A 20,474-nucleotide genomic window follows, 5' to 3' on the forward strand; every position below is an offset into this window, starting at 1 on the left:
TCAGGCCAGGGTCTCAGGCCGAAGTCTTAAGCCGTTCCTCCGTTCTGACAATGTCCGTAAGCGGCAGGATACGCACGAAACGGTCAAGCGTGTTGTCCCAGTCGCCCAGCAGTCGGCGGGCCAGCGGCGAACCGGTCGCCGCCAGATGGGCCTCGACCAGTCCGCGCAGCCGTTCGGCCGCCGCTTCGTCGATGTCGGCCACGCCCGCCAGGTCGCCGTTCAGGGCCCGTTCGGCGAAGCCCGGCTGATCCAGCACGAACAGTTCGCCGCCGCTCATGCCCGCCGCCAGGTTCCATCCGACCCCGCCCAGCACGACCACCCGGCCGCCGGTCATATATTCGCAGCCATGCGCGCCCAGGCCCTCGACCACGGCCTCGGCGCCCGAGTTGCGCACCGCGAACCGCTCGCCCGCCGCACCGGCCACGAACAGCCGGCCCGAGGTCGCGCCATACAGGGTGGTGTTGCCGCAGATCAGCTGGTCCTCGCGCCATTCCGGCGTGCGGATCGAGATTTCGGCGCCCGACAGGCCCTTGCCGACATAGTCGTTGGCCTCGCCGGTCAGATGCAGCTCCAGCCCCTTGGCGGCGAAGGCGCCGAAGCTCTGGCCGGCGATGCCTTCCAGACGCAGCTTCAGCCGCCCGGCCGGCCCTTGCGCCCCAAATCGCCGCACAATGGCGGACGAGACGGCGGCGCCGACCGTCCTCTGGGTGTTGTTCAGCGGATAGGACAGCTCCAGCGTCTGGCCGCGATCCAGGAAGCGGACCGCGTCCTTCAGCACTCGGGCGTCCAGGCTGTCGGCGATGGGCTTGCGGCCCTTGTCCGCCCACTTGCCGGCCGCGCCCTCGTCCACCTGAACCAGCAGGGGGTTCAGGTCCAGGTCGTCCAGGTGCGAGCCGCCGCGCCGGACCTGACGCAGCAGGTCGGTGCGACCGATGATCTCGTCCATCGTCCGCGCGCCGATCGACGCCAGGATTTCGCGCGTCTCCTCGGCGATGAAGGTGAACAGGTTGACCACCTTGTCCGGGGTGCCGGTGAACTTCTCGCGCAGCCGCTCGTCCTGCGAACAGACGCCGACGGGGCAGGTGTTCGAATGGCACTGGCGCACCATCAGACAGCCCATGGCGATCAGGGCGGCGGTGCCGACCCCGTATTCTTCTGCCCCCAGCATGGCGGCGATGACCACGTCGCGGCCGGTGCGGACCCCGCCGTCGGTCCGCAGGGTCACCGAGCCGCGCAGATTGTTCAGCGTCAGCACCTGATGGGCCTCGGCCAGGCCGATCTCCCACGGCAGGCCGGCGTGTTTGATCGAGGTCTGGGGCGAGGCGCCGGTGCCGCCGTTGTGGCCGGCGATCAGGATGGCGTCGGCGTTGGCCTTGGCCACCCCGGACGCAATGGCCCCGATGCCCGAGGCGGACACCAGTTTCACCGTCACCTTGGCGTCGGGATTGATGGCCTTCAGGTCGTAGATGAGCTGGGCCAGGTCCTCGATCGAATAGATGTCGTGGTGCGGCGGCGGGCTGATCAGGGTGGTGCCGGGCACGGCGTGGCGCATCCGGGCGATGAACTCGGTCACCTTGAAGCCGGGCAGTTGGCCGCCCTCGCCGGGCTTGGCGCCCTGGGCCACCTTGATCTCGATCTCGCGGCACTGGTTCAGATATTCGGCCGTGACGCCGAACCGGCCCGAGGCGACTTGCTTGACCGCCGAGTTGGCGTCGTCGCCGTTGGCGCGCGGGTGATAGCGTTCCGGATCCTCGCCGCCCTCGCCCGAGACCGAGCGGGCGCCGATGCGGTTCATGGCGATGTTGAGCGTCTCGTGCGCCTCGGGGCCAAGCGCCCCCAGGGACATGGCCTGGGTCAGGAAGCGGCGGCGGATGTCGGACACGCTCTCGACCTGATCGACCGGGATGGCGACGCCCTCGCGGAAGTCCAGCAGGTCGCGCAGGCTCAGGTCCGGCTGGTTGCGGACGGCCTCCGAGAACTGCTTGAACCGGCGATAGTCGCCGCGGTTGCAGGCGTCCTGCAACAGGTGGATGGTCTTGGCCTCGTGGGCGTGGGCCTCGCCGCCCGAGCGGATCTTGAAGAAGCCGCCGATGGCGGGCGAGGGCCGGGCCTCGCCCCAGGCGACCGTGTGCCGCTTCATCGCCGCCTGTTCCAGACCGGCCAGGCCGATGCCGGAGATGCGCGACGGGGCGCCGGGGAAGAATTCCGCCGTCAGGGCGCGCGACAGGCCCAGCACCTCGAACTCGCAGCCGCCGCGATAGGCGGAGATGACGCTGATCCCCTTGCGCGCCAGGGTCTTCAGCAGGCCCGCCTCGATGCCCTTCTTGTAGTTCAGGCAGGCGTCGCGCAGCGTCAGGCCGGGATACAGGCCCCGGTCCAGACGCTCCTGGAACAGGTCCTGGGCCAGCCAGGCGTTGACGGTGGTGGCGCCGACCCCGACCAGGACCGCGAACCCGTGCGGGTCCAGGGTCTCGGCGGTGCGGACCACGATGGAGCAATAGGAGCGCAGACCCGCCTGGGTCAGGCGGCCGTGAACCCCGGCCGTGGCCAGGATCATCGGCGCGGCCAGACGCCCCGCCGACCCCTGCTGATCCGTCAGCACGACTAGGGCCGCCCCGTCGCGGGCGGCGGCCTCGGCCTCGTCCATGATCCGGTCCAGCGCCGCGCGCAGGCCGGCGCCGGGCCGAGCGTCTTCTGACGGGGTGTCATAGCTGCAGTCGATGACCACGGTCGAACCGGCCCCGACCGTCTCGATCATCCGCTCGTACATGCCGTTGGTCAGCACCGGGCTGTCCAGCACGAAGACGTCGGTCTGGGCCGCTTCCTGGGCCAGGATATTGCCCAGGTTCTTGAACCGGGTCTTCAGGCTCATGGCCCCGGCTTCGCGCAGCGGGTCGATGGGCGGATTGGTGACCTGGCTGAAGTTCTGGCGGAAATAGTGGCTCAGCGGGCGGGGCAGGGCCGACAGCACCGCCGGCGGGGCGTCGTCGCCCATCGAGCCGACCGCCTCCTTGCCGTCGCGCACCAGGGCGTCCAGCAACAGGTCCAGATCCTCGCGGCTGAAGCCGGCGGCGATCTGACGGCGCGTCAGATCATCGCCCGAGGTCGAGCGTGGTTCGGGGCCGGGGCCGATGATCGGCTCCAGATCGACCATATTGTCCAGCCATTCCGTATAGGGGTGGGCGGCGGCCAGGGCGTCGATGGCCTCGTGCTCGTCGTACAGACGGCCGTGCTTCATATCGACGGCGATCAGCTTGCCTGGGCCGATGTGCAGACGGCGCTTCACACGGCTCTCGGGGATGGGCACCAGGCCGGCTTCGGAGCCGGCCATCAGCAGGCCATCGACGGTCTCGACGGCGCGCAGGGGGCGCAGGCCGTTGCGGTCCTTGCCCGCCACGATCCAGCGGCCGTCGGCGGCGCAGATGGCGGCCGGGCCGTCCCACGGCTCCATGACCGCGTTGCAATAGGCGTAGAAGGCCCGGTGTTCGGGCGGCATGACCACGTCGTCCTTGGCCCAGGCCTCGGGGATCAGCAGGGCCTTGGCCATCGGCGCGGGGCGCCCGGCGTGGACCAGCACCTCCATGACATTGTCCAGCGCGGCCGAGTCCGACCCGCCCGGCTGAACCACCGGCTTCACCTCGCGGTCGCGATCCCCGAAGGCCTGGGCGGCCATGCGGATCTCGTGCGACTTCATCCAGTTGAGGTTGCCCTTCAGCGTGTTGATCTCGCCGTTGTGGGCCATCATCCGGAAGGGCTGGGCCAGCTTCCATTCGGGGAAGGTGTTGGTCGAATAGCGCTGGTGGAAGACGGCGTAGGCCGAGACGAAGCGCGGATCCTCCAGGTCGGGGTACAGGTTCCCCAGCAGTTCGGCCCGCACCATGCCCTTGTAGGCGATGGAGCGCGCGGACAGGGTGCAGATATAGACGGCGGCCAGGTTCTCGGTCTTGACCGTCTTCTCGATGCGGCGACGGCACAGATACAGCTCGCGCTCCAGCGCCTCGCCGTCCAGCGGCTGACCGGCGTCGTCCAGCGGCGGGGCCAGCATGATCTGTTCGATCTCGGGCCGGGTGGCCCCGGCCTTGGTCCCGACCACCGACAGATCGATGGGCGTCTGACGCCAGCCATAGATCCAGAAGCCGGCGCGCAGGGCCTCGGTCTCGACGATGGCGCGGGCGCGGTCCTGGGCGCCCAGGTCGGTGCGCGGCAGGAAGACCTGGCCGACGCAGATCGGGCCGGGACGCAGGGACTGACCGATGGAGGCCACCTGTTCGGCGAAGAAGCCCTGGGGCAGTTCGGCCATGATGCCGGCCCCGTCGCCCGACAGGCCGTCGGGATCGACCGCGCCGCGGTGAGCCACGGCCTTCAGGCTGCGGATCGCATATTCCACCACGTCGCGACGCGGGCTGCCGTCGATGGAGCAGACCAGGCCCACGCCGCAGGCGTCGCGCTCGGAGGCGCGGTCATAGGCGTGGCCGGCTTCCAGGCGGTCGCGGGTTTCTTCGTACTTATCAAGCCATTGGGTCATGCCGCGACCTCCTCGGTGCGGGTCTTCAGGTAACGGTCGATTTCGGCGGCGGCGTCCTGGCCCTCGCGCACGGCCCAGACGACCAGCGAGGCGCCGCGCACCGCGTCGCCGGCGGCGAAGACGCCGGGCAGGCTGGTGGCGAAACTCACGGAGCCGACCTTAATCGTGCCGTCGTCGCGCAGGCGCAGATTTGGCTCGTGCGCCGCGAACGGCTCGGGCGAAAAGCCCAGGGCCTCGATGACGATGTCGGCCGGAATGTCGAAGTCGGCGCCCGGGACCGGCACGATGTCGCGACGCTGTCCGGGGGCCGCCTCGGTCAGCTGCATCCGCGCGGCGCGCACGCCGGTGACGCGGTCGCCCTGGGACAGCAGGGCCTTGGGCGCGCCCAGCCATTCGAAGACGACGCCTTCCTCCTCGGCGTTGACCACTTCGCGGGCCGAGCCGGGCATGTTCTCGCGGTCGCGCCGATACAGGCAGGTGACGGACGCCGCGCCCTGGCGAACGGCGGTGCGGACGCAGTCCATGGCGGTGTCGCCGCCGCCGATGACCACCACCCGCTTGCCGCGCGCCTCGTGCCAGCCGTCTTCCTCGGCGTCACCCAGGTCGCGCCGGTTCTGGTGCGTCAGATAGGACAGGGCCGCGACGGTCGAATCCGGACCCCGGCCGGGCGCCGACAGGATGCGCGGCTGATAGACGCCCATGGCCAGCAGGACCACGTCATGACGCTCGCGCAGTTCGGCCAGGGTCACGTCCTTGCCGATCTCGCAGCCCAGCACGAACTGGACCCCGCCTTCAGCCAACCGGTCCACGCGCCGCTGGACCACGTGCTTCTCCAGCTTGAAGCCGGGGATGCCGTAGATCAGCAGGCCGCCGGCCCGGTCATGCCGGTCATAGACCGTGACCTGATAGCCTTCGCTGCGCAGACGGTCGGCGGCGGCCATGCCGGCCGGACCCGCGCCGACGACGCCAACGCTCTCGCCGCGTTCGGCCGCCGGGCGGATCGGTTCGACCCAGCCGTTGGCGAAGGCCTGATCGCCCAGCCAGGCCTCGACCGAGCCGATGGTCACCGCGTCCCAGCCGGACTGGTTCAGGGTGCAGGCGCCCTCGCACAGCCGGTCCTGCGGACAGATGCGGCCGCAGATCTCGGGCATGGTCGAGGTCAGGGAGGCGACGCGCCAGGCCTCGCGCGGCTCGTTCTCGGCCGACAGGCGCAGCCAGTCGGGAATATTGTTCTGAAGCGGACAGGCGTTTTGGCAGAACGGCACGCCGCAGTCGGTGCAGCGCGACGCCTGTTTCTCGGCCGTCTCGGTCGAGGGCGGAATCGTGATCTCGCCGAACCCGCGTGCGCGCAGTTCGGCTGTGGCCTTCGAGAGGCGGCGTGGTTCGACGACGAAAGTCCCGCCTTGCTTCAGGGTCTTGTGCATGACGCGCTTATGCCGCGAATGGTCCGGCCTAGGCAAATATTATTGCTGAGACCCGTTCGCGGCTGCTCAAGTTGCAATAGGCATCCTGATATGTCGAAATTCGAGACAGTAAATTGCGCTGTCGGTAGGGTTGGGGAAACAGGTTTCAGGCGTCTCCAATCTTTGCCGGAACCTCCCCGGCTCGCGGTCGTTGGCTTTCCATTCTAATTTCTCAAGGGAACCGCCATGCCGCGATGGACCACGCCGAGCGGATGGGGTGGGTGGTTGACCCTCCTCCTGGGTGTTTTGATTTTTCTGATCGGCGGGATCCTCGCCGTCGGCGGCGTTCAGCTCCTGAGTCTGGGCGGTTCCTGGTACTATCTGGTCGTGGGCCTGATGCTGATCGTCGCCGGCGCCCTGCTGGTGTTGCGGGACGTCAGGGGCGTGTGGGTCTATGGCGCGGCCTTCCTCTTCACCCTCGTGTGGGCCTTGTGGGAGACGGGTCTGGACGGCTGGGCCCTGGTGCCCCGGCTGGTGGGGCCTCTGGTCTTGATGGTCCTGGTTCTGGCGACCCTGCCGGTGCTGAAGCCGCACGGCGGCGGGCGTCTGGCCGGGGGCGGCGCCCTGGGGCTGGCGGTTCTGACCGTGGTGTTCGGGTTTGCAGTCGCCCAGGCCAACCAGGCCGGCGTCGAGAACCGGCTGCCCGGACCGCGCGGCGCCTATAATGATCCGGCCCTGCTGAAAACCGGCGCCGACTGGCCCGCCTGGGGCGGCACCGACAGCGCCCAGCGCTATTCCCCGCTGACGCAGATCAACAAGGACAATGTCGGCCGGCTGGAACGCGCCTGGACCTTCCGCACCGGCGATCTGCCGGAGGAGCGTTGGGGCGCCGAGACCACGCCGCTGAAGATCGGGAACACCGTCTATCTCTGCTCCGCGCGCAACAAGCTGTTCGCGCTGGACGCCGCGACCGGCCAGCAGAAATGGGCCTATGATCCCCAGGTCGCGGACGAGAACATCCCCTATACGGCCGCCTGCCGCGGCGTGACCTATCATGCCCGCGCCGACGCCCAGCCGGCCCAGCCCTGCGCCACCAAGATCATCGAAGGCACCCTGGACGGCCGCATCATCGCCGTCGACGCCCAGACCGGCCGGCCTTGCCCGGCCTTCGGTCAGAACGGCGCCGTGGACATCAAGCGCGGCATGGGCGACCCCTATCCCGGCATGGTGTCGATCACTTCGCCCCCCGTCATCGTGCGGGGCGTGATCGTGACCGGGCATCAGGTGCTGGACGGCCAGAAACGATGGAACGCCTCAGGCGTGATCCAGGGCTTCGACGTCGAGACCGGCGAACTCCGCTTCGCCTGGGACATGATGCGCCCCGACCGCACCGGCCTGCCGCCCGAGGGCGAGACCTACACGCCCGGCACGCCCAATATGTGGACCACGGCCACGGGGGACGAGGCCCTGGGTCTGGTCTATCTGCCCATGGGCAATTCGGCGGCTGACTACTGGTCCAGCTCGCGTCGCCCGCAGGAGAATGAATATTCCACCGCCCTTGTCGCGCTCGACGTGACGACGGGCAAGCCGCGTTGGCATTTCCAGACGGTTCACAAGGATGTCTGGGACTTCGACCTGGGCTCGCAGGCGACCTTGATCGACTATCCCACGGGGGGCGGCGTCGTGCCGGCCCTGCTGCTGCCCACCAAACAGGGCGACATGTATGTGTTCAACCGCGCCACCGGCCAGATGCTGCACGGGATGGAGGAACGCCCGGTCCCGACCACGGGCGGAACCGAACAGGGCCAGCGCGCCCCGACCCAGCCGTTCTCGCTGTTCGCCACCCTGCGCAAGCCGAACCTCGAAGAGCGCGACATGTGGGGCATGTCCCCCATCGACCAGATGATGTGCCGCATCAACTTCAAGAAGGCGAACTACCAAGGCTACTACACCCCGCCCTCGACCAATCACTACATCAACTATCCGGGCTACAACGGCGGTTCGGACTGGGGCGGCGTGGCGGTCGATCCGGTGCGCGGCGTGATCATCGCCAACTATAACGACATGCCCAACTACAACCGCCTGGTGCCGCGCGAAGAGGCCAACGAGAAGGGCTGGTTCCCGCGCGACGATCCCCGCTACATCGAGCAGCAGAAGGAGCTGGCCCTGCGCGGCGGCAGCCTGTCCAAGGGCGAGGGCGCCGGCGATCCGCAGATCGGCGTGCCCTACGCGATCGACGTCAACGCCGGCTGGCGCGTGAAGTGGACGGGCCTGCTGTGCAAGGAGCCTCCATACGGCGGCATTACGGCCATCGACCTACGCTCGGGCCAGACCCTGTGGGACCGACCGTTCGGCACGGCGCGCAAGAACGGGCCGTGGGGCATCCCCTCGCACCTGCCGCTGGAGATCGGCACGCCGAACAACGGCGGATCGGTGGTCACGGCCGGCGGCCTGATCTTCATCGCCGCCGCGACCGACGACCTGATCCGCGCCATCGACATCGAGACGGGCGAGACGGTCTGGTCGGACGTGCTGCCGGCCGGCGGTCAGGCCAACCCGATGATCTATGAGCAGAACGGCCGTCAGTATCTGGTCATCATGGCGGGCGGCCACCACTTCATGGAGACGCCGCGGGGCGACTACGTCATCGCCTATGCCCTGCCGCAACGCGGCTGAGGCGTTTTCTCCCTCCCCCGGCGGGGGAGGGTGGTCGCGCCAGCGACCGGGTGGGGGCGGCTCGGAAACGAGCCGCCTCTTTTCGTTCAGGGATGCTTTGCTGGGCCGCCCCCACCCGGCTTCGCCTGCGGCTCAGCCACCCTCCCCGGACGGGGAGGGAGAAGATCAGGGTCTGATCTGGCCCTGGCCGCGCACGACGTATTTGTAGGTGGTCAGCTGTTCGGCCCCTACTGGGCCGCGGGCGTGCAGGCGGGCGGTGGAGATGCCGATCTCGCCGCCGAAGCCGAACTCGCCCCCGTCGGCGAACTGGGTCGAGGCGTTGATCAGGACGATGGCGCTGTCCACCCGCGCCGCGAACCGTTCGGCGGCGTCGGCGTCCGTCGTGATGATCGCCTCGGTGTGGCCCGAGCCGTAGCGGGCGATATGGTCGGTGGCGGCGTCCAGATCATCGACGATCCGCACCGCCAGGATGGGCGCCAGATATTCGGTGGTCCAGTCGGCCTCCGTCGCCGGGATCATGGCGGGGACCAGGGCCAGGGCCTCGGCGTCGCCGCGCAGTTCGCATCCGGCGGCGATCAGGTCGGCGGCGACGGGGGGCAACAGGCGCGCCGCCGCCGCCCGATCCACCAGCAGGGTCTCGGTCGCGCCGCAGACCGACACCCGCCGCATCTTGGCGTTCACCACCACGGCCCGCGCCACCGCCAGATCGGCGGCTTCGTGCAGATAGGTGTGGTTCAGCCCTTCCAGATGGCTCAGCACCGCCACCCGGGCCTCGGCCTGGACCCGCGCGACCAGGCTCTTGCCCCCGCGCGGGATGATCAAGTCGATGGCGCCGTCCAGCCCGGTCAGCATCAGCCCCACCGCCGCGCGGTCGGGCGTGTCCACCAGCTGCACCGCATCGGCGGGCAGGCCGGCCTCGTCCAGCGCCTGGGCGATCAGGCCCGCGATGGCCAGCGACGACTGCAGACAGTCCGAGCCGCAGCGCAGGATGGCCGCATTGCCCGAACGGATGCACAGGGCGGCCGCGTCGGCGGTGACATTGGGTCGGCTCTCGTAGATCACGCCCAGCACGCCGATAGGGGTGCGGACCCGAGCGATGTCCAGGCCGTTGGCCGGGGTCCAGCGTTCGGTCTCGACGCCCAGGGGATCGGGCACGGCGGCGATGGTGGCCACGGCCTGGGCCATGCCGGCGACGCGGGCGGGCGTCAGGGCCAGCCGGTCGATCAGGGCCTCGGTCATGCCATTGGCGCGGGCGGCGTCCACGTCCTGGGCGTTGGCGGCCAGAATCTGGGCCTCGGCCGCCGTCAGCTTTTGCGCCAGCACCTCCAGCGCGCGGGTGCGGGCGGCGGCCGGCGCATCACGCAGGGCGACGGCGGCGGCGCGGGCGCGTCGGCCCAGGTCCATCATTCGGGTCTCAAGATCGGTCATCGCTCGTCCAGAACCATGTCGTCGCGGTGGATCAGAACCGAGGCGCCGCGATAGCCGAGGATGGCCTCGATCTCGTCGCTGCGGCGGCCCCGGATGCGGGCGGCCTCGTCGGCGGCGTAGGCGGCCAGGCCCACGCCCACGGCCCGGCCCTCGGCGTCGGTCAGACGCACGCAGTCGCCCTTTTCGAAATCGCCGCTGACGGCCGTGACCCCGGCGGGCAGCAGGCTCTTGCCCGCCTTCAGCGCGGTCACGGCGCCCCCGTCCAGCGTCAGGGATCCCGCCGGCGACAGACTGCCGGCGATCCACTGCTTATAGGCGGCCATGGGGCCGTCGGGTGCGGTGATCAGGGTGGCGCGCGCGCCCCCGCGGATGGCGCTCAACGGCGACAGCGCCTGGCCCGAGGCGATGATGGTGGCGCACCCGGCCGAACGGGCGATCTGGGCCGCCGCCAGCTTGGTGGCCATGCCGCCCGTGCCGACGCCGGCCTGGGCGTTGGCGCCCCCGCCCATGGCCAGGATGTCGGGGCTCAGGGTCTCGATCAGGGGCAGGTGGGCGGCGGCCGGATCACGGCGCGGATCGGCGGTGTAGAGGCCGTCCACGTCCGACAGCAGGATCAGCAGATCCGCCCGCGCCAGCTGGGCCGTCCGCGCCGCCAGCCGGTCGTTGTCGCCATAGCGGATCTCTTCGGTGGCGACGGTGTCGTTCTCGTTGACGACGGGGATGACCCCGTGCCCCAGCAGGGCCTCGACCGTGGCGCGGGCGTTCAGCCAGCGGCGGCGCCGTTCGGTGTCGTCGCGCGTCAGCAGCACCTGGCCGACCACCAGGTCGTGGGGCGCCAGGGCCTCGGACCAGGCGGCCATCAGCAGCGACTGCCCGACCGAGGCCGCCGCCTGCTTGTCCTCCAGCCGCGCCCCCAGTTTCGGCAGACGCCCCCGGCCCAGGGCGATGGAGCCGGACGAGACCACGATGACCTCGCGCCCCTCGGCCTTCAGCGCGGCCAGATCCGACGCCACGGCCGCCAGCCAGTCGCGGGTCGGCCGCCGCGTTTCGGCGTCGATCAGCAGCGAGGATCCGATCTTGACCACGATGCGCCGCGCCGCGCTCAGGGCCGACACGGCGCTGGCGGCGGAGTCTGGGCGCGGGGGGAGGGCGGCGGCCTGGGACATGAAGGTTTCTCTAACGCGACTGTTCGGGCTTGTCTCTTGCCGTATCCACCGCCACAGCAGGCGGATGATGGAATCCCTTTCCCCGATCGCGGCCGGCGCCCTGGGCAGTCTGGCGGCGGGCATGATGACGGCGGTCGGCGCGGCGCCCATGCTGTTCGTCAAACGGCCGGGACAACAGACCCAGAGCGTCCTGCTGGGCTTCGCCGCCGGGGTGATGCTGGCGGCCTCCTTCTTCTCGCTGATCATTCCGGGCGTCGACGTGCTTCAGGCCGGGGGCGCGTCCCAGGGCTGGGCGGCGGGGACCATGGCGGCGGCGGTGCTGATCGGGGCCACGGTGATCGGCCTGATGAACCGGTTCGCGCCCGTGGACATGCTGGCCATCGGTCCGGCCCAGTCCAAGCATCTCGCCCGTCGCATCTGGCTGTTCATCATCGCCATCACCCTGCACAACTTCCCCGAAGGCGCGGCCGTCGGCGTCAGTTTCGGCGGCGGCGACATGCACCAGGGCCTGGCCACCGCCCTGGGCATCGGCATCCAGAACATGCCCGAAGGCCTGGCCGTCTCGGCCGCCATGGCCTCGCTGGGCTATGGTCGCGGCGCCGCCTTCCTGGCCGCGCTGGCGTCGGGTCTGGTCGAGCCGGTCGGCGGTCTGATCGGGGCCGGCGTGGTGGGAGCGTCGCCCGGCGCCCTGCCGTGGGGCCTGGGCCTGGCGGCGGGCGCCATGATCTATGTCGTCACCGCCGAGATCATTCCCCAGACCCGCGAACAGTCCAAGGGGGACGGCTCGATGATCGGTCTGATGATCGGCCTGGTGGGCATGATGTTCCTGGATATCGCCTTGGGTTGACGGGCGCGCGGTGGTCGCCGACGTGTCAGTTACATCATTTACATCCGGCGCGGGTCTGGACGGGGGCATGCGCCAGAGGTTAGGCCACATGCCTCCCCGGCCTGATCCGCACGATCTCGCCGCCGATCTTCCGCCCGACCTTCCGAAGGAGCGCCCCATGAAGACGCGACCTGTAAAACCTTCGGCTTCCCGTCGAAACTTCTTGTCTGGCCTCGGGCTTCTCGCCCTGATGGGCGCCGGAGTCTTCCCCATGCCTGCTACCGCCGAAACCGCCCGCGCCGTTCAGCGTCATCGCCAGCGGATCGAAGATCTGATCGCGGCCATGACCGTGGAGGAGAAGGCGGGCCAGTTGAACCTGCTCGCCGACCCGTTCCGCTGGATGCCCACGGCGGTCAATCCGCTGGACGGCACGGGGGACCCCGCGCGCGTCACCGCCCTGATCCGCGAAGGCAAGGTCGGCAGCCTGTTCAACGGCATCGGCGCCGAGACCGGCCGCCGCATCCAGCAGGTGGCGATGGAGGAAAGCCGGCTGAAGATCCCGCTGCTGTTCGCGGCGGACGTGATCCACGGCCTGTCCACCATCTTCCCCGTGCCCCTGGCCGAGGCCGCGGCCTTTGACACCCATCTGGCCTATCGCACCGCCCGCGCCGCTGCGGTCGAGACGGCCGCCTCGGCCGTGCACCAGACCTACGCCCCCATGGTGGACGTGGCCCGCGACCAGCGCTGGGGCCGCAATGTCGAGGGCGCCGGCGAGGACGTGCTGCTGAACAATCTGCTGGCCGCCGCCCGGGTGCGCGGCTTCCAGGGTGAAAAGGGTCTGGACGACCGCGACGCCGTCCTAGCCACCGCCAAACACATGGCCGCCTATTCGGGCGCCATCGGCGGGGTCGAGTACAACACCACCGACATGAGCGAACAGACGCTGCGCGGGGTCTATCTGCCGCCGTTCAAGGCGGCGGTGGACGCCGGCGCCCTGTCGATCATGAGCGCCTTCAACGACGTCAATGGCGTGCCCGCCTCGGGCAGCCGCAAACTGCTGACCGACATCCTGCGCGGCGAATGGGGCTTCGAGGGCTTCGTCGTCTCCGACTACACCTCCGAGCAGGAACTGGTCGCCCACGGCTTCGCCGAGGACGGCCGCGACGCCGCTCGCCTCGCCTTCAACGCCGGGGTGGACGTGTCCATGGTCTCGGGCCTGTATCTGGAACACCTGCCCAGCCTGGTGGCGAGCGGCGAGGTGTCGATGGCCCGCCTGGACGAGGCGGTGCGCCGCCTGCTGAACACCAAGGCGGCCCTGGGCCTGTTCGACGACCCCTATCGCGGCACGGATCCGGTGCGTGAAAAGGCAGTCGTCGGTTCGCGCGAACACATCGCCCTGTCGCGCGAGGCGGGCCGCAAGTCGGTGGTCCTCCTGAAGAACGACAATCAGCTTCTGCCGCTGAACAAGAGCCAGAAGATCGCCTTGGTCGGCCCGTTCGCTGACGACGTGGACAATGTCTGGGGGCCGTGGACCATCTGGGGCGCGCCCGAGCGCCGCGTCTCGCTGGAAGCCGGCTTCCGCGCCGCCATGACCGATCCGCAAGCCCTGACCGTCGCGCGCGGTTCGGGCGTCGAGACCCCGCTGGACGGCGGGATCGAAGAGGCCGTCCGTGCGGCCGCCAACGCCGACGTCATCGTCCTGGCCATCGGCGAAAGCCAGAAGATGTCGGGCGAGGCCCAGTCGCGCACCGAGATCGTCGTCCCGGCCCCGCAACAGGCCCTGGTCGACGCCATGGCCGCCACCGGCAAGCCCATGGTCATCCTGCTGCGCAACGGCCGGGCCCTGGCGCTGGAGGGCAATGTCAAGAACGCCCAGGCCATCGTCGTCACCTGGTTCCTGGGCGAGCAGATGGGCAACGCCGTCGCCGACGTCGTCTTCGGCGATCACGGCCCCTCGGCCCGCCTGCCGATCAGCTTCCCGCACAAGTCGGGCCAGCAGCCCTATTCCTACGACCACAAGAACACCGGCCGCCCGGCCAATCCGGACCTGCCGATCGAGGAATACAAGGCCCGCTATCGCGAGACGACCAATACGGCCCTGTATCCGTTCGGCTACGGCCTGACCTATGGAGAGGTCGCCTATGGTCCCGTCGAAATGGCGAGCGATCAACTGGCCTGGGCCGGCACGCTGGACGTGGCCGTGACCGTCACCAACCAGGGCGCCCATGTCGCCGAGGAGTTGGTCCAGCTCTATATCCACGACCGGGTCGCCAGCCTGACCCAGCCGGGGCGGCTGCTGAAGGACTTCAAGCGGGTGACGCTGCGGCCGGGCCAGAGCGAGACGGTGCGCTTCACCCTGAACGCCCGCCAGCTGGGCTTCATCGGCGAGGACAATACGTATCGGATTGAGCCGGGCCTGTTCGATCTCTGGCTGGCGCCCCATGCCCAGGGCGGTTCGGCGGCCCAGTTCCGTCTGGTCGGCCCGGCGTAGAATGCGGATGGTCGTTGACCCGGCGCACGGCAGGGCTTAACGACCCCGCCGTTTGTTTAGTCCAGCGGTCTGGGGCCTCCGTTTAGGCCGGATTCGTGTGTAGGAGCGCGCCCATGACGACCAAGATTCTTCCGGGCGCAACTGGCGTCCTCGCGCTCGCCGACGGCACGATCCTGCAGGGGATCGGCGTCGGCGCTGTCGGCTCGGCTCTGGGCGAGGTGGTCTTCAACACCGCCATGACCGGCTATCAGGAAATCCTGACCGACCCGTCCTACATGAGCCAGATCCTGGCCTTCACCTTCCCCCATGTCGGCAATACGGGGACGAACGTCGAAGACATCGAACAGATGGGCGGCGGTTCGGACACCTCGGCGCGGGGCGCCATCTTCCGCGACGTGCCGACCGATCCGGCCAACTATCGGTCCGACGCCAGTTTCGACGACTGGATGAAGCGGCGCGGCGTCGTCGGCCTGGCCGGCGTGGACACCCGCGCCCTGACCAAGATCATCCGCGACAAGGGCGCCCCCCATGCGGTCATCGCCCATGACCCGAACGGCGAATTCGACCTGGACGCCCTGATCGCCCAGGCCCGCGCCTGGACCGGCCTGGTCGGTCTGGACCTGGCCAAGCCCGCCTCGACGCTGCAGGCGTTCGAATGGGACGAGGGGCTGTGGGAATGGCCGGAGGGCCACCCGAAGACGCAAGGCCGCAAGCAGGTGGTCGTCATCGACTATGGGGTGAAGCGCAACATCCTGCGCGCCCTGGCCTCGACCGGCGCGAAGATCACCGTGGTCCCGGCGACGACCACGGCCGAAGAGGTTCTGGCCCGCAATCCCGACGGCGTCGTCCTGTCGAACGGCCCGGGCGATCCGGCCGCGACCGGCGAATACGCGGTGCCGGAAATCCAGAAACTGGTCGCCAGCGGCAAGCCCCTGATGGGCATCTGCCTGGGCCACCAGATGCTGGCCCTGGCCCTGGGCGCCAGGACGGTGAAGATGGAACAGGGCCACCACGGCGCCAACCATCCGGTCAAGGACCTGACCACCGGCAAGGTCGAGATCGTGTCGATGAACCACGGCTTCACCGTGGATCGCGACAGCCTGCCCGACGCCGTGACCGAAACCCACGTCAGCCTGTTCGACGGCACCAACTGCGGCATCGCGGTCAAGGACAAGCCGATCTTCAGCGTCCAACACCACCCCGAGGCCTCGCCCGGCCCGGCCGACAGCCTGTATCTGTTCGACCGGTTCGCCGACCTGATGGGTCCGCGCTGACGCCATGAAGCTGATGTCATGAGACGGGGGGCGGTCCGGTCGCACTATCTGGACTGGCTGGCCCAGGCGCTGGAGGTCGGACGCCGGACCGAACCCCTGCCTGACGGGGATGTGGTGGTCGGCTACGCCACCGGATACGACGCCGCCGACATCGCCCCTTTCGTCCTGTCCCTGCGGGCGGTGTTCGACGGCCCGGTCGCCCTGGTGGTCGACGCCGACCCCGACCTGCGCGCCTTCCTGGCGCGGCATGACGTGACCGCCGTCGATGCGCCGGTCTGGCGGGGCTGGGCGCCCCATCCGGTGATGCAGAGGTTCGTCGCCTTCGCAGGCCTGCTGGGCGACAGGCCCGGCGCGGGCCTGGCCTGCGACGTGCGTGATGTGATCTTCCAGGCCCCGCCCTTTTCGCCCGCGCCGCACGGGCTGGAAGCCTTCATCGAGGCCGAGACGCCCCTGGCCGACCACGGCTTCAACATGAAATATCTGCGCGCCCTGTTCGGCGAGGCCCAGGCTGCGCAACTGGGCGATAAACCCTGTCTGTGTGTCGGGACCGTGCTGGGGCCGCGGGCCGAGGTCGCACGTCTGTCGCGCCTGGTCCTGTCATTGGCCGCCACGCCCCGGTCCGAGATCGGCGGGGCCTTCGGCGCCGATCAGGCGGCCTTCAACATGGCGATCCATCAGGGGCTGACGGCAGCGATCCTCCGGCCCAACTACGGCCGCGTGGCCACCCTGGGCCTGACGCCCGGCGAGGCTCTGGGCTTCCGCGACGGACAGGTGGTCAATCCGGACGGAACGATCAGCCCCATCGTCCACCAGCACGACCGCCATCCTCACCTGGACACGGCCGTTCACGACCGCTGGGGCGGCGGACTGGAACACCGCAAACGGGTCCGCCCCAAGTCGGCCGGCCAGAAGCTGGCCAAGCTGACGGCCTCGCTGCGGCGGCGGACGCCGGAACTACGCTAGGGTTTTCTATCTAGGGAAGGGGCGCGAAACTCTTGTCCTCGCGCAGGGCGCTGGCCTTCTGCACCGCCATGGGGGCGGCGTGCAGCCAGTAGTCGGCGTCGTCGAGCCTTTGCTCGCGGCGACGTTCCTGGCCCCGCATCCGTCTCAGGGCGGCGTTTTCCAGAAGGCGTGCGTGCAGGGCGCGGGGCGTCGGTTCGGGGATGGCGGAAGAGCCGGGGACAGCGACGAGATCGGGGCCTTGGGGCTCCACCGCCGGACGGGCGATGGCGATGAACATGAACCACTCATGGGATGGGGAGAAGGGGCGCTTCTGCACCAGGGGGTCTGTGGATGAACCACTCCCTCTGTGGATAGTTCCCGAGCGTGTCCGAAAAAAGGTACGTGAATCGAAAGGCTTGCTGCCGCAATCCGGTCAAAAGGGTTGTGGGTTGATTAACCGTGGTCGGAGGGATTGAGGGGGCGGCGATTGGATCACGCCTTGCGATCCGCCGCCTTGAGTTTCCGCTGCCGGACAAGGTCCAGCATCGTCGCGCGAAGCCTGTTGTACAGGCCCTTGGGTATGAGGCCGTAAGCCCACTGTACGCCCGGCTTTACGGGAACAATGCCGGGATCGTCCCATGAGACGCTGTTGGCTTCGCTGGCGATGATATAGCTGCGCGCGTCATCCAGGCCGAGGTGCCGCCCAACCCGGTGCGGGATCTCGATGGCGACCGTGCCGGCCATCGGCGGGGAATGGGTGATCGGCGCGACCAGAATGTCCGTACCGCCCGTCGCCTTGCGAATGACGGCGGTGACGATCACGCAGGGCCGGGTCTTGGCGCCGTCCGCATAGCCCTTCTCGCGCTCGTGCGACCACAGGAAGTCGTAGCGGATCACCAGGCCGACGGTCGGTTCCGGCTTCTTCACGCGCGGTCTATTTGATCAGGGTCTCGAGCTTCGGATCGGCCTCGCCGTAGTCCGCCGCCTCAAGGGCCGCAGCCCATTCATCAGGGAGGTCTTGCGTCGCATAGGCCTGGCGCGTGTCGCGCGCCTTCAGCCGCTCATATTCTTCGATATCGAGCAGCACCCGCGCGGGGCGGCGATGCTTGGTGATGAGCACCGGCTCCTTGCCGGATTGCTCAATATAGAGCCCCGCCCGCGTCTGGAATTCCGTCGCACTGACTTCTCGCACGAATTCCTCCTGGGGGCGGTTGAGATGTCCCGATATTAGCTATTTTGCTGATAATGGCAAATCTTGACCGAGCAGCGCGGTCTGGCTTCGCCGTTTTGATATTTTGGTAGGCAAGAGGGCGGCGGCGCACTCGCCTGCAAACGCCTAAAACCCGGTGGCAGTCCCTAGGGGAGTCGAACCCCTCTTTTCAGGTTGAAAACCTGACGTCCTAACCGATAGACGAAGGGACCGCGGCCGGGGCGGCGCATTTGCCCCGGTTCGGCCCCCTCTGCAAGCAAAAAATCAGGCGGCCTGCGCCTTCGCCGGGATGACGGCGTCCAGGGCCGGGAACAGGTCGGCGATCAGGTCCTCGGCATGCTCCAGCCCGACCGACAGCCGCACCAGGCCGTCGCCTATGCCGGCGGTGGCGCGCTGCTCGGGGGTCATGGCGGCGTGGGTCATGGTGGCGGGGTGGGCGATCAGGCTTTCGACCCCGCCCAGGGATTCCGCCAGGGTGAAGATCTCCAGCGCCTCGACCAGGTCGCGCACCGCGTCCGTGCCGCCTTCCAGCTCGAAGCTGAGCATGGCGCCCGGCCCGGCCTGCTGGGCGGCGACCAGGGCGTGGTTGGGGTGCGACTTCAGGCCGGGATAATGAACCACCTTGACCGCCGGGTGAGCGGCCAGTCGTTCGGCGATCTTGCCGGCAGTAGCTTGTTGCCGCTCGATCCGGGCGAACAGGGTGCGCACGCCGCGCAGGGTCAGATAGGCGTCGAAGGGCGAGCCTGTAACGCCGGTGCAGTTGGCCCACCAGGCCAGGGTCTGGTGATCCTCGGCGTCGGCCGAGACGACGGCGCCGCCGACCACGTCGGAATGGCCGTTGATGAACTTGGTCGTGGAGTGGACGACGAAGTCGGCGCCCAGCTTGATCGGGTTCTGAAGCGCAGGCGACAGGAAGGTGTTGTCGCAGACGACCTTGGCGCCGGCCGCATGGGCGCGGGTGCAGATGTCGGCGACGTCGACCAGGCGCAGCAGGGGGTTGGACGGGGTTTCGACCAGAACCAGCTTCGGCTTCAGCGCCAGGGCGGCTTCAAGGGCTTGGGGATCGCCCTGGTCGACCAGCAGCAGTTCGAAATGGCCCTTCTTGGCGCGGGCGTTCAGCAGGCGGCAGGTGCCGCCGTAGCAGTCGTGCGGGGCGATCAGCAGGTCGCCCGGCTCCAGCAGGGCCAAGGGCAGATCGACGGCGGCCATGCCGGTGGCGGTGATGACGCAGCCGGCGCCGCCTTCCAACTCGGCCAGGGTCTCGGCCAGGACGTCGCGGGTCGGATTGCCCGACCGGCTGTAGTCGTATTTCCGCTTCTGCTCGAAGCCGGCGAAGGAATAGTTCGACGACAGATAGAGCGGCGGCATGACCGCGCCATGCGCCGTGTCCGAATCCACGCCCGTGCGGGCGGCGATCGTGTGCGGGTTGGCGATGCGGGTCATGATTTAATGTCCTTGAAAGCGGCGCGGAGGATGTCGCCGACGAAGGCGTCCTCCTTCAGGAAGGCGTCGTGACCATACAGGGAGGGGGCTTCGACGAAGCGCCACAGGGTCGGCAACCGCGCGGCCAGTTCGCGGATGTCGTCGATCGGCACCAGCCGGTCGGAGGTGAAGCCGATCAGGGTGACGGGGGTGGTGATGGCCTCGGGCGTCACGCTGTGGCGGTCCAGGGAATCGGACATCGACAGCCAGCGCGCCGGGGTGGTGTGGGTGCGATAGGCCTGGCCCCGCGCCGTCAGATAGTCGCAGACGGGATAGGCGCCGCCGACGGCCTGGGGCGCCGTCGTCTCGAACCGGTCGTTGAACTCTTCGGCCGTGCGATAGGTGGTCATGGCCAGCTCGCGGGCCAGGGCCACGCCTTCTTCCGGGCGGCCGGCGGCGACGGCGAACTGAAGGATGCGGCGCTGGATGCCGCGCCAGGCGGTGGCCTGCGGATGGGCGCGGTGGGCGGCCGAGACCACGATCAACTGCTCGGTCCAGTCGGGATACAGTTCGGCGAAGGCCAGGCCGACCATGCCGCCGTAGGAACAGCCGACGAAGGCGGCGACCCGCTCGACCTTCAGGTGGTTCAGCACCAGGGCCAGCAGGCGGGCCTGGTCGTGGGTGGTGATGGTGACGGGGGTGTCGGAGAACTCGGCGCCGGGCGCGAAATCGACGGCCAGAACCTGGAACCGGCTCAGGTCGATGGGGCCGCGCACCGACACGGCGCCCGACCACCAGCCCAGGCCGTTGGTCTCGGTGCGGTGGACGAACCGGCCGGCCGAGATGCCGCCGGCGACGACGACGACGGGGGCGCCGGCGCGGCCGTGGATGCGGCCGACGATATTGGGCTGGCTCAGTTTTTCGCCCGAGGCCAGGCGGAAGTCGGCGGGAATGGAGACGATGACGTCGCGGGCGCCGCCGCGTTCACGAACGGGCGCAGCCGACGGCGCGGGCCGACAGGCGGGCTCTTCAAGCAGGGATGTTTCAGCCAGGGTCATCGATCGTCTTCCGCAACAGTCTCGCTCAGCAAGGCTCGATGCGGTGACAGATC

Annotated in this window: 14 protein-coding genes and 1 tRNA gene; 5 read left to right on the forward strand and 10 right to left on the reverse strand. The window is 69.1% G+C overall.

Going from position 1 to position 20,474, the window contains the following annotated elements:
* Positions 1-13: 13 nt before the first annotated feature.
* Together gltB and ACW18C_RS03180 are read right to left on the reverse strand one after the other, a co-directional pair.
* The gene (gene gltB / locus ACW18C_RS03175; RefSeq protein WP_492072755.1) at positions 14-4,525 is read right to left on the reverse strand and encodes a glutamate synthase large subunit; all 4,512 of its coding nucleotides are present in this window, start codon (positions 4,523-4,525) and stop codon (positions 14-16) included.
* A complete protein-coding gene (locus ACW18C_RS03180) occupies positions 4,522-5,949 on the reverse strand; it encodes an NAD(P)-dependent oxidoreductase (protein WP_492072756.1) in 1,428 nt (475 codons plus the stop codon). Before ACW18C_RS03180 ends, gltB begins: the two co-directional genes overlap by 4 nt.
* Before the next feature lie 264 nt (positions 5,950-6,213).
* Here ACW18C_RS03180 and ACW18C_RS03185 point away from each other — a divergent pair, with 264 nt between their 5' ends.
* Entirely contained in the window at positions 6,214-8,604 is a 2,391-nt protein-coding gene (locus tag ACW18C_RS03185) for a membrane-bound PQQ-dependent dehydrogenase, glucose/quinate/shikimate family (RefSeq protein WP_232216205.1), read from the forward strand.
* 165 nt (positions 8,605-8,769) lie between these two features.
* Here the strand turns inward: ACW18C_RS03185 and ACW18C_RS03190 are convergent, their stop codons facing one another.
* Complete coding sequence (locus ACW18C_RS03190) at positions 8,770-10,032, reverse strand: glutamate-5-semialdehyde dehydrogenase (protein ID WP_492072757.1); 1,263 nt, start codon at positions 10,030-10,032, stop codon at positions 8,770-8,772.
* Positions 10,029-11,198: a glutamate 5-kinase gene (gene proB / locus ACW18C_RS03195; protein WP_492072758.1), complete on the reverse strand. Its 1,170-nt coding sequence runs from the start codon at positions 11,196-11,198 to the stop codon at positions 10,029-10,031. Before proB ends, ACW18C_RS03190 begins: the two co-directional genes overlap by 4 nt.
* Before the next feature lie 67 nt (positions 11,199-11,265).
* Here proB and ACW18C_RS03200 point away from each other — a divergent pair, with 67 nt between their 5' ends.
* The 4 genes from ACW18C_RS03200 to ACW18C_RS03215 all read left to right on the forward strand — a co-directional run bounded on the left by ACW18C_RS03200 (position 11,266) and on the right by ACW18C_RS03215 (position 16,752).
* A complete protein-coding gene (locus tag ACW18C_RS03200; protein WP_035310226.1) occupies positions 11,266-12,045 on the forward strand; it encodes a ZIP family metal transporter in 780 nt (259 codons plus the stop codon).
* Positions 12,046-12,295: 250 nt separating this feature from the next.
* Positions 12,296-14,515 carry a glycoside hydrolase family 3 N-terminal domain-containing protein gene (locus ACW18C_RS03205; RefSeq protein ID WP_492072760.1) on the forward strand — a complete coding sequence of 740 codons (2,220 nt, stop codon included), beginning with the start codon at positions 12,296-12,298 and terminating at the stop codon, positions 14,513-14,515.
* Between the two features lie 113 nt (positions 14,516-14,628).
* The gene (gene carA / locus ACW18C_RS03210) at positions 14,629-15,789 is read left to right on the forward strand and encodes a glutamine-hydrolyzing carbamoyl-phosphate synthase small subunit (protein ID WP_492072761.1); all 1,161 of its coding nucleotides are present in this window, start codon (positions 14,629-14,631) and stop codon (positions 15,787-15,789) included.
* Positions 15,790-15,807: 18 nt separating this feature from the next.
* Positions 15,808-16,752, forward strand: coding sequence for a hypothetical protein (locus ACW18C_RS03215; RefSeq protein WP_492072762.1), 945 nt, complete (start codon positions 15,808-15,810; stop codon positions 16,750-16,752).
* A 10-nt stretch (positions 16,753-16,762) separates the two neighbouring features.
* Here ACW18C_RS03215 and ACW18C_RS03220 read toward each other — a convergent pair whose 3' ends face one another.
* The 6 genes from ACW18C_RS03220 to metX all read right to left on the reverse strand — a co-directional run bounded on the left by ACW18C_RS03220 (position 16,763) and on the right by metX (position 20,421).
* Positions 16,763-17,029: a hypothetical protein gene (locus tag ACW18C_RS03220; RefSeq protein WP_008262121.1), complete on the reverse strand. Its 267-nt coding sequence runs from the start codon at positions 17,027-17,029 to the stop codon at positions 16,763-16,765.
* A 194-nt stretch (positions 17,030-17,223) separates the two neighbouring features.
* Positions 17,224-17,658 (reverse strand): growth inhibitor PemK, encoded by a 435-nt coding sequence (locus ACW18C_RS03225; protein ID WP_492072764.1) that lies wholly within the window; start codon positions 17,656-17,658, stop codon positions 17,224-17,226.
* 7 nt (positions 17,659-17,665) lie between these two features.
* Positions 17,666-17,923 (reverse strand): type II toxin-antitoxin system Phd/YefM family antitoxin, encoded by a 258-nt coding sequence (locus ACW18C_RS03230; RefSeq protein WP_008262511.1) that lies wholly within the window; start codon positions 17,921-17,923, stop codon positions 17,666-17,668.
* Positions 17,924-18,078: 155 nt separating this feature from the next.
* Positions 18,079-18,153: transfer RNA gene (locus tag ACW18C_RS03235), tRNA-Glu, on the reverse strand.
* Between the two features lie 52 nt (positions 18,154-18,205).
* Positions 18,206-19,384, reverse strand: a complete 1,179-nt coding sequence (gene metB, locus ACW18C_RS03240; RefSeq protein WP_492072766.1) for a cystathionine gamma-synthase — start codon at positions 19,382-19,384, stop codon at positions 18,206-18,208.
* Positions 19,381-20,421 (reverse strand): homoserine O-succinyltransferase MetX, encoded by a 1,041-nt coding sequence (gene metX / locus ACW18C_RS03245; protein WP_492072767.1) that lies wholly within the window; start codon positions 20,419-20,421, stop codon positions 19,381-19,383. The genes metB and metX overlap by 4 nt, the downstream gene beginning before the upstream one ends.
* Between the last annotated feature and the right edge of the window lie 53 nt (positions 20,422-20,474).

The sequence above is a fragment of the Brevundimonas sp. FV1ye7S genome (genome assembly GCF_058680995.1).

Coding starts and splice junctions, on each gene's coding strand:
- carA (WP_492072761.1), top strand. CDS start 14,629: ATGACGACCAAGATTCTTCCGGGCGCAACTGGCGTCCTCGCGCTCGCC.
- gltB (WP_492072755.1), bottom strand. CDS start 4,525: ATGACCCAATGGCTTGATAAGTACGAAGAAACCCGCGACCGCCTGGAA.
- ACW18C_RS03200 (WP_035310226.1), top strand. CDS start 11,266: ATGGAATCCCTTTCCCCGATCGCGGCCGGCGCCCTGGGCAGTCTGGCG.
- metX (WP_492072767.1), bottom strand. CDS start 20,421: ATGACCCTGGCTGAAACATCCCTGCTTGAAGAGCCCGCCTGTCGGCCC.
- proB (WP_492072758.1), bottom strand. CDS start 11,198: ATGTCCCAGGCCGCCGCCCTCCCCCCGCGCCCAGACTCCGCCGCCAGC.
- ACW18C_RS03215 (WP_492072762.1), top strand. CDS start 15,808: ATGAGACGGGGGGCGGTCCGGTCGCACTATCTGGACTGGCTGGCCCAG.
- ACW18C_RS03205 (WP_492072760.1), top strand. CDS start 12,296: ATGCCTGCTACCGCCGAAACCGCCCGCGCCGTTCAGCGTCATCGCCAG.
- metB (WP_492072766.1), bottom strand. CDS start 19,384: ATGACCCGCATCGCCAACCCGCACACGATCGCCGCCCGCACGGGCGTG.
- ACW18C_RS03180 (WP_492072756.1), bottom strand. CDS start 5,949: ATGCACAAGACCCTGAAGCAAGGCGGGACTTTCGTCGTCGAACCACGC.
- ACW18C_RS03190 (WP_492072757.1), bottom strand. CDS start 10,032: ATGACCGATCTTGAGACCCGAATGATGGACCTGGGCCGACGCGCCCGC.
- ACW18C_RS03220 (WP_008262121.1), bottom strand. CDS start 17,029: ATGTTCATCGCCATCGCCCGTCCGGCGGTGGAGCCCCAAGGCCCCGAT.